Source organism: Brucella sp. RRSP16 (assembly GCF_052246815.1).
In the GTDB taxonomy this organism is placed as follows: Bacteria; Pseudomonadota; Alphaproteobacteria; order Rhizobiales; family Rhizobiaceae; genus Brucella; species Brucella intermedia.
On record NZ_JBQQAM010000006.1, the window covers coordinates 1 to 12,490 of the forward strand.

A 12,490-nucleotide genomic window follows, 5' to 3' on the forward strand; every position below is an offset into this window, starting at 1 on the left:
GCTATGGACCTACAACAACGAACGTCCCAATATGGGCATCGGCGGCGTAACGCCCGCACAGAAACTGAAAATGGCCGCGTGAATTCTACTGACGAGCCCCGTTAAAAACGGGGGGATTACCAGTCGTACATGAGGCAGGAATTTAGTTCTTCTGCAGTCGTAATAAATAAAGGTGTCGGAAGCACACAGGCTTCGCAAATCCTGAATGGTACAGATGGACGGAATAAGACTTGGTCTCAAGAGATGATAGAGACACCGGCATCAGTCATTCTCGTCAATTTCTGTCTGAATGATGCATATTATCATGAGGTCCCAACCACAGGGTATGAACGAGAGACGCCTTCTCGATATCAACAGATCATTCGAGAAATGGTTTCCATTGCAAGGGATCAAGGAAAGCAGACTGTTCTTCTTGAGCCGAACCCAGTCAGCAAACCACCGCGACAAGCTGTGTTGCCATACTATGTCGAAGCACTCAATAATGCTGCCGTTCTAGAAGGCGTTAGGATTGTGAAACACTTCGCAGTGATCACTTCTCTAGATAAATGGGAAGCTGGTTTAAGCGATGGCGTACACCCGGGCGATGAAATGTACATAGCAAAAGCGAAAAGAGAGTTCTCAACTGTTGCAGAGATTATAAGACAAAAACTATAACATTCTGAGGTAATCGAAGAGGTCCGGATTGTTCAGAATTTTTGTCACAATATTAATGTTGGCAATTAGCACAGCGAACTCATGGGCAGAGAGTGGTCTGAAAATTGCGGTGTACGGAGATAGCACTACAGAAGGCTGGGTTTCCACTGATGGTGGTGCTTTCCTAACCAGAAAGAACGTACCGGCTCTTTTGCAGGAAATGATCCGGCGAGATATTGATCCAAATGCCGTTGTTTACAACAAAGGTGTTGGCGGGACACAAGCATCGCAAATTCTGTTGGGCGTAGACGGGCGGAATGAAGCTTGGGATGTGGAAATGTCTCAATCGGATGCGTCGGTGGTTATGATAAACTTTTCATTGAATGATGCGTATTTCAACCAAGTTCCAACACCGGGAATGGTGTCAGAAGGGCCAAAAGAGTTCGAATACATCTTGAGAACATTGGTGAAGACGGCTCAAGTGCATGGCAAGACTGTGGTGCTATTGACGCCCAACCCAGTTTGCAAGGAACCACGTCTTTCAGTTCTGCCGTACTATGTTGAGCGCATTAAAAATGTCGCCACTTCTGAACAGGTTTCTTTGGTCGATCACTTCTATGCTACTCAGAAAGAAAAAGATTGGCAAAACCAGCTAGCAGATTGCGTCCATCCCAGTGAGGCAATGTATGCCGATAAAGCGCGGCGAGAATACTCAGTCCTTGTCCCGCTACTATCTTCAATCAATTGAGGTGAAATTTAACCGCCCTTGAGGCGGTTTTTTAATGCCAAAAAAAACCTCGGCGCGGGGAAGGTCGCATCCGAGGTTGCGCTGTAAGGAGAGGGTAACTTCAGCAGCGCACACCAATTATCTCACAAAATAAGGAAACCACCAAATGGCCAAGGGAACCTTTGCCAAAGCGATGCCGCATGTCTCAACGCCAGACCTGTATTACGTCGTGAGCGTCCGGTGAGCTATTTTTGCTGATTGGGCAAATCGGGCGATGTTCTGGCATTCGAACCAGCATTAGTGCTGACATTAATACCAGAACAAAGAGGTTTCATGGCTCGCATGGAGATCATGTCCGGTACCGAGCGCAGGCGGCGCTGGTCGGACGAGGCGAAGCTGAGGATACTGGCGCAAGCTGATGAACCCGGTGCTCGCATTGGCGATGTGGCGCGTCGGCACGACATTCATCCAGGCCAGATCCGCTTGTGGCGGAAGTCGTTCAACTATGTTGATCGACCGACGGTGTTCCTTCCAGTGGAAATCATGGAGGAGGCTGGCGTAAGTCAGGCGTCTACCACCGTAGCGAGGCCGGCGATCGTTGAGATATTGCTGCGGAACGGTCGGTGCCTGAAGGTTCCTGCTGAGGTTGAGTTGAAGCTGCTCGGTCCGCTGGTCGCTTGCGTGGAGGCGGCATGATCGGGCCATCGGGCAATGTAAGGGTCTATCTGGCCTGCGGAGTGACCGATATGCGGCGTGGCATTGATGGTCTGTCCGCGCTGGTCGAGACGGTGGTGAAGGAGGCGCCGGGCTCGGGCGCGATCTTCGGCTTCCGCGGAAAGCGCGCTGACCGGATCAAGCTTCTCTGGTGGGACGGCCAGGGGTTCTGCCTGTTCTACAAGATTTTGGAGCGTGGATACTTTCCCTGGCCGACAGCGAAAGAAGGTGTCGCGCACCTGACGCAGGCGCAGCTTTCCATGCTCGTCGAGGGGATTGATTGGCGCCGCCCGGCATGGACGTCCGCTCCTGGCCGAATGGGATAAAAGCTATATTTTGCAAGGGCATCCGAGGCTTAACGCTGGCGCGTCAGAGGCAAATCGGCTAGATTTGCGGATATGGAAACAGCGCCGCTGGACAGTCAGGACGAACTCACTGCTTTGCGCGCACTGGTCGCCGAACAGGCGGCAAAGCTTGAGAGCCAGGAAGCCGAGGTCATCAAGCGAGACTCCATCATAGCGCTTCTTCGCGCGCAACTGGAGCTTCTCCGACATCGGCAGCATGGCGCCTCTTCGGAAAAGATCGACCGGAAGATAGAGCAGTTCGAACTGATGCTGGAGGAGATTGAGGCTTCCCGTGCCGAGGCTGAACTGCGCGCCGGGAAAACACCCTTGCCGGATTTGGACGACGCGCCGGACAAGCCGAAGCGCAAACCATTGCCCGATGGTCTCGCCACCGAAGAACTGATCTATGCGGCTCCCTGTAATTGCCCGACCTGCGGTGGCACCTCGTTCCTGAAGGCGCCCGACAGGGTGGTTCAGGTGCTGGAACACGTGCCGGCATCGGTCAAAATTGTCCGGCACGTGGAAAAGCGCATGATTTGCCGGGAATGCGATACGACGGTAGCTGGCGAGATGCCGACCTTGCCGATCGAGCGCGGCAAACCCGGGCCGGGACTGCTCGCCCATATCATGGTCTCCAAGTTCGATGATCACATTCCGCTTTACCGTCTCTCAGAGATGTATGATCGGCTGCGAATAGACATATCGCGCTCCGTGATGGCCGACTGGGTCGGCCGCGTATCCGCTTTGCTGACACCCATCATCTTGTTGATCAGGGCCCACATCGCCGCGCTTGACCGAATACATACGGACGATACTCCGGTCGATGTTCTCGACCCCGGACGGGGCAAGACAAAAACCGGCAGGGTCTGGGTCTACGTCTTCGACGGCAGTGGCTATCAATCCGCCATTCCCGCAGCCATCGCCTATTACTATAGCCCTGACCGCAAGGGGGCGCATCCGGCTGACCACCTGGCAAGCTTCAGCGGCGTCATGCATGCCGACGGCTATGGGGGCTACAAAAAACTCTACGGCAACCAGATCGTTGAGGCTGCCTGCATGGCGCATGTGCGCCGCAAGTTCCATGATGTGATCAAGCTGAAGCCGTCACCGATCGCGGAGGAAGCGCTGTCACGCATTGGAGCACTCTACGATATCGAGAACCGGATCCGCGGCATGTCGGCTGATGAGCGTCTTGCCCTGCGCCAACACCACGCGAGACCTGTTCTGGACGAACTCAAGGCCTGGATCGAGGCGACACTCTCAACTTTGCCGCAGAAGCAGAAGCTTGCCGAGGCGATGCGATACGCCCTGTCGCGATGGGCAGCCTTGAGCGTCTACATCGACGATGGCCGGGTCGAAATCGACAACAACATCGCCGAAAGAGCCATGAGACCGCTTGGAATTGGCCGGAAGAACTGGCTGTTTGCCGGCTCGGATAAGGGCGGTGAGCGCATCGCCAACATTCTGACCATCATCGAGACGGTCAAACTGCACGGCCATAATCCGGAGGTCTACCTGACAGACGTCCTGACCCGGTTCCAGGATCACCCCAAGGATCGACTTGAAGACCTGCTGCCCTGGAACTGGGCGTCGGCAAAAGTTCGACACGAGGCTGTCTGATGGCTCGCTCAAGGTTTGTCTACACACTCAGCCAAGTCGCCAGCATGATCAGCGAGAACCTCGAACTGATCGAGGAAATCACCGCAAACTTCGACAACATCTCCGAAGGCGAACTGGTTTACGTCAGTGATGGCAGTGAGGATGGCACGGAGGGTCTGACCCCGAACGGCATCGAAGAGCTTCAAAGCCTACTTGCCGACATCAGGACGTGGGACGGCGGTATCCGCGAGTTCCTCGTCGAGACACAATGCGATCCTGAAATAACCGACCGCATCATGGTCAATGAGATGAAACGCGGCCTATAGCACCCATCTCTCCACACCCGGAAATGCGTTCGCCGGACGCTCACATTACGTCTACCGCCCGCTGCTTGATCTGATCGGGTTCACCGAGGGGACGGACAAGGGCGACGGGTACAACGAAACGCTCGGCTATGGCGCATATACCGGCGGCGATGTTGATCTGGTGAAAATGAGCCTGAAAGAGATTGACGATCTGCAAGGCAAGATGCTGGCGCACCCGAAGAACAAGCTGAATAGCTCGGCGCTCGGTCGATATCAAATCGTTCGCACCACGCTTCGGACAATCAAGCGCACCCTGCAACTGTCGAACAATCTTCTGTTCAATGAGGCGTTGCAGGACCGTTGCGCCTGTTACCTTCTAGGCGTTCGCGGGATCGACAAGTACCTCGCAGGCCGTCTGAAGGAAGACACGCTCATCAACAATCTGGCTCTGGAATGGGCAAGCCTGCCGACTGGCCTGCCCCCACGAGGTGATCCGTTTGGAATGTTAGTGCATGATCGGTCTGCTTGCCACTGCTGGTGTTGACGCTGGCCCATTTTGTGGAGGCCAGACGGCTGCTTCGGGTGCCGGTGGTTTGTAGCCCAGTGATGAATGTGGCCGCACTGTGTTGTAATGCTGTCTCCAGTTTTCGATGATGATCTTCGCTTCCTTGAGCGTGTAGAAGATTTCGCCGTTGAGCAGTTCGTCACGGAGTTTCGAGTTGAAGCTCTCGCAATAGCCGTTTTCCCATGGACTGCCCGGCATGATGTAGGCGGTTTTGGCACCGACTGCTGCGATCCACTCCCGGAGTGCTTTGGCGATGAACTCCGGGCCATTGTCCGAACGAATATGGGTGGGGATGCCGCGCAAGATGAAGAGGTCGGAAAGCACGTCGATAACATCGACTGCCTTCAGCTTTCTCTCGACCCTGATGGCGATGCATTCCCGCGTGAACTCATCAATCACGTTGAGCATGCGGATTTTCCTGCCGTTGTGCGTCCGGTCCTCGACAAAGTCGTAGGACCAGACATGATTTGGGTATTCCGGTCGAAGCCGAATGCACGAGCTGTCGTTCAGCCACAAACGGCTGCGTTTCGGTTGCTTGTGCGGCACTTTCAGCCCCTCCCGTCGCCAGATGCGCTCAACCCGCTTGACGTTCACGATCCAGCCAGCCTGGTGCAGCATCGCCGTGATGCGACGATAGCCATAGCGACCATATTGGAGGGCGAGCGCTGTGATGTCCGCAGTCAATGATGCTTCATCATCCGGGGTCTTGGCGATCTTGCGCTGCGTGGAACGATGCTGACCCAAGACTCGGCACGCCCGTCTCTCGGACACCTTCAGTTCATCGATCACATGGTCCACGCAAGCGCGGCGACGGGCGGGGCTCAGAAGTTTCCCTTGGCGGCCTCGGCAAGGATCATCTTATCCAGCGTGAGATCAGAAACAGCCCGCCTCAGCCGGGCATTCTCTGCCTCCAGTTCCTTTAGCCGCTTTACCTGATCGCCCTTCAATCCACCGTATTCGGAACGCCATCGGTAATATGTAACTTCTGTAACACCTATCGACCGGATCGCTTCCGCCATCGATTTTCCTTGCGCATTCAGCACGTCAACCTGACGAAGCTTCGTGACAATCTCTTCTGCCTTATGTCTTTTCGCTGCCATTTCAATGTCCTTCTACGGCTCATAAGCCATACTTCATGAAGGATCACTTTTCAGGGGGCAGACCAGATCGCTCCGACGATGCGCCGCGTCTGGCTGTATTTAATGAGCCACTTCCTGTCTGGAGTGAAGAGGTCGTCGGTTGGGAAGGCTTTCTGAAATACGCTGTTCGTTGCCTGAATACAGTTGCACCCGATGACCGTAACGTTGCTCGGACGAGGATATCAGAGGTCCTGGAGACCGCTCAAAACGTTAATGAGCAAGAAAGGTCGCGATATTGGGCCCGTGCTTCGAACCGGATGTTTGATATCCCGTCATGCCGCGTGCCTTATGCGCCTGCTGCCCTTAGTGCTACAACTCGTGACGGGCTCCAAGCGCAGATTTCAAATCTCAGCGCTGAAAGAAACTCAGACGAAGCCAGAACAGCGGCGCATTACGCACTGGCAATCGCTGAGGAAGGATATTGGGGCGCTGAGTTGAGAAGTTTCGCCAACAGCTATCTTGCCTATGATAGCCTGCAGAAGGGTTTGCCGCAGCAGGCGCTGTATTACCTCGACGGTGCCACTGACCGGTATAATTTATGCCGTCAGATAAGGGCTTTGCGCGGAGCGACCTTGGAAGCTCTCGGTGAAAAGGAGCGCGCTTTGCGAGAGTTTCAGGCTTCCAGGCGGACATATGGTTGCTCATCCACGGAAAGCGGCTTCTCATACGACGACGCCGATATCGATAATAGGATTGAAAAGCTGGCAACGGAAACAGAAGCCCCAAGGCCCCTGTGAGTTGAACTCATCGCGCTTCACCACGGCGACCGCCCTTGGTGAGCGAAGTGACCGAGCCCGCGAAGGGTGTCGGAACAATTCGTGCCGTTCATGAGTTGTCCTCCCTAGCAATCAGATGCCGTGACCGGCATCGCCAGCCGAGAGCGCAGGAGGGCAAATTGGGTGGATTCTTGTTTTGGATCGTCTTGATCGGACTGCCAGCACTTCTCGCAGGCGGGTTCGCCTATGCGCACTATCTCAAGCGTACCGGGGGAACGACCCGGCATGAAGATGGCGCGTGAGGGAAGCTAGACAATCGATGGCACCCCGTGCAAATTGGAAAGGCCAACTGAAGATCGAGCAGCTTTTGTGCCCTGTCGCACTGTACACGGCAGCATCGACTTCAGAGCGCGTTTCGTTTCATCTTATCAATCGCAAGACCGGAAACCGGCTCAGCCGGGAGTTCGTGGACAGCGACACGGGCAAGCCTGTGTCGCGCGATAACCAGGTCAAGGGTTACGAGGTTTCGTCCGGCTCCTATTTGAGTTTCGACGAAGAGGAAATCGCCTCGGCCATTCCCGAAAGCAACAAGACACTCAATGTCACCCGTTTCGTCAAATGCGACGAGATCGACGATGTTTATCTTGACCGGCCATATTATCTGGCACCTGCGGGAGATGACGAAAGTTTCACGCTCGTGCGTGAGGGCATGAAAGCTGAAAAGGTGGCGGCGATTGCAGAGGCTGTCCTTTTTCGCCGCGCGCGACAGATTCTCATCCGTCCCGACAATCAGGGCTTGATCGCCACTACGCTCAATTTCCAGTACGAGGTACGCGCTGCGGCGGAGGCATTCGCTGATCTTGGCTCCTTCAAGTTCGATCGGGAAATGCTCGATCTGGCGAAACACATCATCGATACCAAGATGGGTAGCTTTGACCCTGCAAGCTTCGACGACCGTTACGATGCCGCTCTGGCAGATTTGATCAAGGCAAAGATTGAAGGCAAGCCGCTCAGGAAACCGGCTGCGCCGAAGACCGCAGACGTTATCGATCTGAAGGAGGCTCTTCGCAAGAGCGCGGGCCTCGACGGGGGCGGGCGAACGCCAGCCAAAGCAAAAAAAGGCAAGCCGAAGTCGCGAACTGAATCTGGCGTGAAGTCTCGCAAGAGGGCAGGGTGATCATGGGACAGCCACTCGAAACCTACCGCAAGAAACGCGATTTCACCCTGACCAACGAGCCGAGGGGCAAGTCTGCACGGGCGAAAGGTGATCTCTTCGTCGTGCAGAAACATGATGCGCGCAGGCTGCATTATGACTTTCGCCTCGAAATGGACGGCGTCCTGAAAAGCTGGGCCGTGACGCGGGGTCCAAGCCTCGTTCCCGGCGAAAAGCGCCTCGCGGTGCATGTCGAGGATCATCCTCTCGAATATGCGGGCTTCGAAGGCACGATACCCAAGGGCGAATATGGCGGCGGCACGGTAATCGTCTGGGATACGGGGCGTTGGAAATCCACCGGCGATGCACATAAGCAATACAAGAAAGGGCATCTGGAGTTTGAACTCACCGGAGAAAAACTTAAAGGGCGATGGCATCTGGTCCGCATGCACGGAAAGCCGGGCGAGAAGCGGGAGAACTGGCTTCTCATCAAGGGAGAGGATGAGTTCGCCCGCGAACCCGATGAGCCTGACATTCTCGAGGAAAAGCCTGAATCGGTAAAAACCGGTCGCGTAATCGCCGATGTTGAGGATGAAGAGCCGGGGTGGTCATCGAAAACCGGTCGCATCAAGAAGAAACCAGCCCCCGCAAAGAAACCTGCGGCCTCACGTCCCACGAACAGCCAGAAGCGAGCAATGCCGGATTTTATCGAACCCGAACTCGCTACGCTCGTACCGGCTGCACCTGAAGGAGACCGCTGGCTCCACGAGATAAAGTTCGACGGCTATCGTGTCCAGGCCCATGTTGCGCAGGGCGAGGTCAAGCTTTATTCGCGCGGCGGGCTGGATTGGACCGAAAAATTCGGTCAGCAGATCGTCGCCGATCTTGTAGGAACAGGCGTGGACGAAGCCATTTTCGATGGCGAGATAGTTGTCGAAAATCAGTCGGGACTGTCCGATTTTTCTGCCCTGCAGGAAGATTTGAGCGAGGGGCGGTCAGATCGTTTCACCTACTATCTCTTTGATCTTCTTCATGTGGACGGCAACGACCTACGCCAGACACCGCTGGTTGAGCGCAAAAAGCTGCTCGAAAAACTGCTTTCCAAAGCGTCGTCCACTCTGCGTTTCAGCGAGGCCTTTGATGCTGACGGTGCGGCGGTATGGGAGAACGCGTGCGGACTTGGTCTCGAGGGGATTGTGTCGAAGCTCAAGGATGCAGCCTACAGAAGCGGACGCAGCAACGACTGGCGCAAGTCCAAATGCATTGGACGGCAGGAATTTGTAATTGCGGGCTATGTTCCTTCAACGGCAACAAGAGGGGCGATTGGCTCGCTGCTCCTGGGCGTCCAGGATAAAAAGGGGCTGGTTCCGGTGGGGCGGGTTGGAACGGGCTTTTCGGTCAAGGTCGCCAAGGAACTCTACAAACGACTGTATGCCATGCGGTTGGACGAAAGCCCTTTCGCAGTGCCGTTGACAGCAGATGAAAGGCGCGGCGCGAAGTTCGTCAAGCCGCAGCTGGTGGCCGAGATCGAGTTTCGCGCCTGGACCGCCGACAAGCGATTGCGCCACGCTTCCTTCAGGGGGCTGCGCGAGGATAAGGCCGCCAGCGATGTCAGATGGGAGGAGCAAAACGTGCCAGCTCGTGTTTCCGACAAGGATACCCAGAAGATCGATGTGAAGCTTACTCATCCCGACCGGGTCTACTGGCCGGGCGAAGGCGTCACCAAACAGGGGCTCGCCGATTATTATGCCGAGGTCTGGCCTCGCATTGAGCCTTTCATCGTCAATCGCCCTTTGGCGTTGCTGCGCTGTCCGACCGGTATCGAGGGAGAATTCTTCTTTCAGAAACATGCATGGAAAGGGTTGAACGAGTATATTGTCGAAGTTCAGGACCCGAAGGACAAGGACGAGGAACCCTATATCAGCATCCGGGACTTCAATGGGCTGATCGGTCTGGTACAAGCGGGGACACTGGAAATTCACCCTTGGGGTTCAACGCTCAAGAACTGGGAGCTGCCCGATACGCTGACGATGGATCTCGATCCGGGCGAAGGGGTATCCTGGCCGCGCGTGATTGAAGCCGCTACCGAGACCCGGGAACGTCTGGAAAAACTGGGATTGACGACCTTTGTCAAAACTTCCGGCGGGAAGGGTCTGCATGTGGTGGTGCCGCTGAAGCCGAAAGCTGACTGGGACACGCTGAAAGGCTTTACCAAGGCCATCGCCGACCAGATGGCTGCGGACAGCCCGGATCGTTATGTATCCACGATTTCCAAGGCCAAGCGCAAAGGCAAGATTCTTATCGATTATCTGCGCAATCAGCGCGGTATGACGGCCGTAGCCCCTTATTCTCCCCGCGCGCGCCCCGGTGCCGGAGTTTCCATGCCGCTCGCCTGGGAGGAAGTCACTCCGGCCATAGGCCCTGCGCATTTTACCATTCTCAACACGCCAACCCGGTTGGCTGCGCTGAAAAGCGATCCCTGGCAGGATTTTCGCAGTGCCGAAACGCCGCTGCCGAAAATGAAGAAGCAAGGCGGGTGACGACTAACAGCTGAAACGCGTCCGCCCTATGATTTTTTGCCTACGACTTCTTGCCTTCCTTGGCGAGACTCTTGCGCAACGCGTCCATGATATTGATCACATTCCCCCCGCTTGCCGGTTCCGTCTTCCGGGATTTCGGACTTGTTGCCGGTTTCTTCTTCTTTTTGGCAGTGATCATGGACTGAAGGTTTTTCTGTACAGGGTCCTGAAGGAAGTCCGGGTTCCAGTCTTCCGTCTTGTCCTTGATGAGCTTGCGGACCATCGAAAGCAGCTTCGTGTCCAGTTTGCCTTCCTCAATCGCTGAAAAATAGTCGTCGGCATTGCGCACTTCATCGCCGAAACGCAATGTCCACAGGACAATTCCCGGACCCCGCGGTTCGAGCAGCACGGCTCTCTCACGCCGGTACATGACGAGGCGGGCGAGACCGGAGACCGAGCTTTTTTCCATCGCCTCCCGAATGACCGAAAAGGCTTCCTGGCCCACCTTGTCGGAAGGAGCGAGATAATGCGGCTTGTCGTACCAGATCCAGCCGATGCTGTCGCGCGGCACGAACTTGTCGATGTCGATCGTTCTGGTGCTCTCTAGCGCCACGGCCTCAAGCTCATCCTCCTCAAGGACGATATAGCTGCCATCGTCCTTCTCGAACCCCCTGACCTCGTCGTCGTCGCGCACGGGCTTGTGCGTGACCGAATCCACATATCGGCTTATCACCCGGTTCCCGGTCTCGGCATTGAGGGTGTGAAAGCGCACTTTCTCGCTTTCGCTGGTCGCAGGCGTCAGTTCCACCGCACAGGTGACGAGCGAAAGTTTGAGATAACCTTTCCAGAAACTGTGGGGCACGATCTGATCCTCCGGAGAACAGGATAACCGGCTGGCGGCCAGATGGTTCCGGACCGGATTTGTACAAGCCGGGAACCAGTCGAGGTTCATCGTGGTTATCCGGCTGGAAGAATAAGATCGGGGTTTCCCATTGCTTGAAAAATCTCCCACCATGCCGCGAGTTGAAACGGAGGTCGCTCGGAACGGGTTGCTTCATATCAGCGACGCCGCGCCGGGTATCAAACGCCTGCGTTGCGGGACGGGGTTTCGATACGTCCGCTTTGACAGAAAGACGATCACCGATGCGGATCGGGACAGGATCGTCCGGCTTGCCATTCCGCCGGCATGGACCGATGTCTGGATATGCTGCGATGAACGTGGACATATTCAGGCCACGGGCCGCGATGCGCGCGGAAGAAAGCAGTATCGTTATCATCCGTCATGGATGGCGATGCAGGACGAAACGAAATTCTCGAGCCTGCCGGATTTCGCTCGCGCCCTCAGCCGGCTGCGCAAGGCTGTCGATGCCGATATGCGACGGCGCTCGCTCTGTCGTGAAAAAGTTGTCGCCACCGTCATCTGGCTGATGGACCGGCTGCTGCTGCGTGTCGGAAATCCCGACTATGCGCGCAGCAACAACAGTTTCGGCGCAACCACGCTGCGCAACCGGCATCTGCGCGATGATGGCACGGGCCTGCGGCTGGTCTTCACCGGGAAGTCGGGCAAAATGTGGAGCCTGAAACTTTCCGACAAGCGGATCGCCCGTATTGTTCGCTCCATACAGGAACTGCCGGGACAGCAGCTGTTTCAATATGTCGATGATGCAGGAAACCGCTGTGCGGTTACTTCGCAGGATATCAACGACTACCTGCGAACGATCATGCAGGCTGACTTTACGTCCAAGCATTTCCGGACATGGGCTGCAACGGCAGCAGCGCTGGAGGCGCTTTGCTGCATTGAGCTGCCTGACAGTGAGAGTGGAAAAAAGCGGACGCTGAACGGTGAAATCGACAAGGTTGCGCAACGGCTCGGCAATACGAGGGCGGTGTGCAGGCAGTCCTATATCCATCCCGCCGTTCCCGAACACTGGCTGGCCGGTGGGTTGGCATCAGAGGTAGAGGCGGCTTCGGCCATCCGGCTGATGGCTCCCGAACTGAACAGTGCGGAACGACGCACCTTGAAGTGGCTGCTTTCCCTTGAGAAGGCACATCCATGACGCGCTCGGCCTGCCGCGT

At 55.9% G+C, this 12,490-nt stretch carries 14 protein-coding genes; 12 read left to right on the forward strand and 2 right to left on the reverse strand.

Annotated elements, in window-relative coordinates; translation table 11 throughout:
- Positions 1–129 precede the first annotated feature (129 nt).
- From ACS5UA_RS10680 to ACS5UA_RS10710, 7 genes are all read left to right on the forward strand, one after another.
- Positions 130–654 (forward strand): SGNH/GDSL hydrolase family protein, encoded by a 525-nt coding sequence (locus ACS5UA_RS10680; protein ID WP_443101305.1) that lies wholly within the window; start codon positions 130–132, stop codon positions 652–654.
- Between the two features lie 28 nt (positions 655–682).
- A complete protein-coding gene (locus tag ACS5UA_RS10685; RefSeq protein ID WP_112702595.1) occupies positions 683–1,381 on the forward strand; it encodes an SGNH/GDSL hydrolase family protein in 699 nt (232 codons plus the stop codon).
- Between the two features lie 312 nt (positions 1,382–1,693).
- Complete coding sequence (gene tnpA / locus ACS5UA_RS10690; protein ID WP_143851071.1) at positions 1,694–2,056, forward strand: IS66-like element accessory protein TnpA; 363 nt, start codon at positions 1,694–1,696, stop codon at positions 2,054–2,056.
- On the forward strand, positions 2,053–2,400 hold the full coding sequence (gene tnpB, locus ACS5UA_RS10695) for an IS66 family insertion sequence element accessory protein TnpB (RefSeq protein WP_094513857.1): 348 nt from the start codon (positions 2,053–2,055) through the stop codon (positions 2,398–2,400). The genes tnpA and tnpB overlap by 4 nt, the downstream gene beginning before the upstream one ends.
- Positions 2,401–2,472: 72 nt before the next feature.
- Positions 2,473–4,038, forward strand: a complete 1,566-nt coding sequence (gene tnpC / locus ACS5UA_RS10700) for an IS66 family transposase (RefSeq protein ID WP_176588539.1) — start codon at positions 2,473–2,475, stop codon at positions 4,036–4,038.
- Positions 4,038–4,343, forward strand: coding sequence for a hypothetical protein (locus ACS5UA_RS10705; protein ID WP_443101306.1), 306 nt, complete (start codon positions 4,038–4,040; stop codon positions 4,341–4,343). Before tnpC ends, ACS5UA_RS10705 begins: the two co-directional genes overlap by 1 nt.
- Positions 4,344–4,509: 166 nt before the next feature.
- Complete coding sequence (locus ACS5UA_RS10710) at positions 4,510–4,866, forward strand: hypothetical protein (RefSeq protein ID WP_443101307.1); 357 nt, start codon at positions 4,510–4,512, stop codon at positions 4,864–4,866.
- On the opposite strand, the gene ACS5UA_RS10715 is transcribed toward ACS5UA_RS10710, so the two are convergent.
- Positions 4,828–5,987, reverse strand: a protein-coding gene (locus ACS5UA_RS10715; RefSeq protein WP_196107997.1) for an IS3 family transposase whose coding sequence is annotated in 2 segments (ribosomal slippage) — positions 4,828–5,723 and positions 5,723–5,987 — 1,161 coding nt in all. Because the reading frame shifts where the segments join, the coding sequence is not laid out codon by codon here. The two genes, ACS5UA_RS10710 and ACS5UA_RS10715, sit on opposite strands and share 39 nt — an antisense overlap.
- Positions 5,988–6,022: 35 nt before the next feature.
- Between ACS5UA_RS10715 and ACS5UA_RS10720 the strand changes: the two genes are divergently transcribed.
- The 4 genes from ACS5UA_RS10720 (at position 6,023) to ligD (ending at position 10,435) form a co-directional block, all read left to right on the forward strand.
- Entirely contained in the window at positions 6,023–6,763 is a 741-nt protein-coding gene (locus ACS5UA_RS10720) for a hypothetical protein (protein ID WP_113465007.1), read from the forward strand.
- Positions 6,764–6,921: 158 nt separating this feature from the next.
- A complete protein-coding gene (locus tag ACS5UA_RS10725; RefSeq protein ID WP_021584956.1) occupies positions 6,922–7,044 on the forward strand; it encodes a hypothetical protein in 123 nt (40 codons plus the stop codon).
- A 17-nt stretch (positions 7,045–7,061) separates the two neighbouring features.
- On the forward strand, positions 7,062–7,919 hold the full coding sequence (gene ku, locus ACS5UA_RS10730) for a non-homologous end joining protein Ku (RefSeq protein WP_100651285.1): 858 nt from the start codon (positions 7,062–7,064) through the stop codon (positions 7,917–7,919).
- 2 nt (positions 7,920–7,921) lie between these two features.
- Positions 7,922–10,435 carry a DNA ligase D gene (gene ligD, locus ACS5UA_RS10735; protein ID WP_443101308.1) on the forward strand — a complete coding sequence of 838 codons (2,514 nt, stop codon included), beginning with the start codon at positions 7,922–7,924 and terminating at the stop codon, positions 10,433–10,435.
- 40 nt (positions 10,436–10,475) lie between these two features.
- Here the strand turns inward: ligD and ku (ACS5UA_RS10740) are convergent, their stop codons facing one another.
- The gene (gene ku, locus ACS5UA_RS10740; RefSeq protein ID WP_353390545.1) at positions 10,476–11,276 is read right to left on the reverse strand and encodes a non-homologous end joining protein Ku; all 801 of its coding nucleotides are present in this window, start codon (positions 11,274–11,276) and stop codon (positions 10,476–10,478) included.
- A gap of 187 nt (positions 11,277–11,463) precedes the next feature.
- Here ku (ACS5UA_RS10740) and ACS5UA_RS10745 point away from each other — a divergent pair, with 187 nt between their 5' ends.
- Positions 11,464–12,471, forward strand: coding sequence for a DNA topoisomerase IB (locus ACS5UA_RS10745; RefSeq protein WP_235691657.1), 1,008 nt, complete (start codon positions 11,464–11,466; stop codon positions 12,469–12,471).
- Positions 12,472–12,490 lie beyond the last annotated feature (19 nt).

Coding starts and splice junctions, on each gene's coding strand:
- ACS5UA_RS10680 (WP_443101305.1), top strand. CDS start 130: ATGAGGCAGGAATTTAGTTCTTCTGCAGTCGTAATAAATAAAGGTGTC.
- tnpA (WP_143851071.1), top strand. CDS start 1,694: ATGGCTCGCATGGAGATCATGTCCGGTACCGAGCGCAGGCGGCGCTGG.
- tnpB (WP_094513857.1), top strand. CDS start 2,053: ATGATCGGGCCATCGGGCAATGTAAGGGTCTATCTGGCCTGCGGAGTG.
- tnpC (WP_176588539.1), top strand. CDS start 2,473: ATGGAAACAGCGCCGCTGGACAGTCAGGACGAACTCACTGCTTTGCGC.
- ACS5UA_RS10705 (WP_443101306.1), top strand. CDS start 4,038: ATGGCTCGCTCAAGGTTTGTCTACACACTCAGCCAAGTCGCCAGCATG.
- ACS5UA_RS10710 (WP_443101307.1), top strand. CDS start 4,510: ATGAGCCTGAAAGAGATTGACGATCTGCAAGGCAAGATGCTGGCGCAC.
- ACS5UA_RS10720 (WP_113465007.1), top strand. CDS start 6,023: ATGAAGGATCACTTTTCAGGGGGCAGACCAGATCGCTCCGACGATGCG.
- ku (WP_100651285.1), top strand. CDS start 7,062: ATGGCACCCCGTGCAAATTGGAAAGGCCAACTGAAGATCGAGCAGCTT.
- ligD (WP_443101308.1), top strand. CDS start 7,922: ATGGGACAGCCACTCGAAACCTACCGCAAGAAACGCGATTTCACCCTG.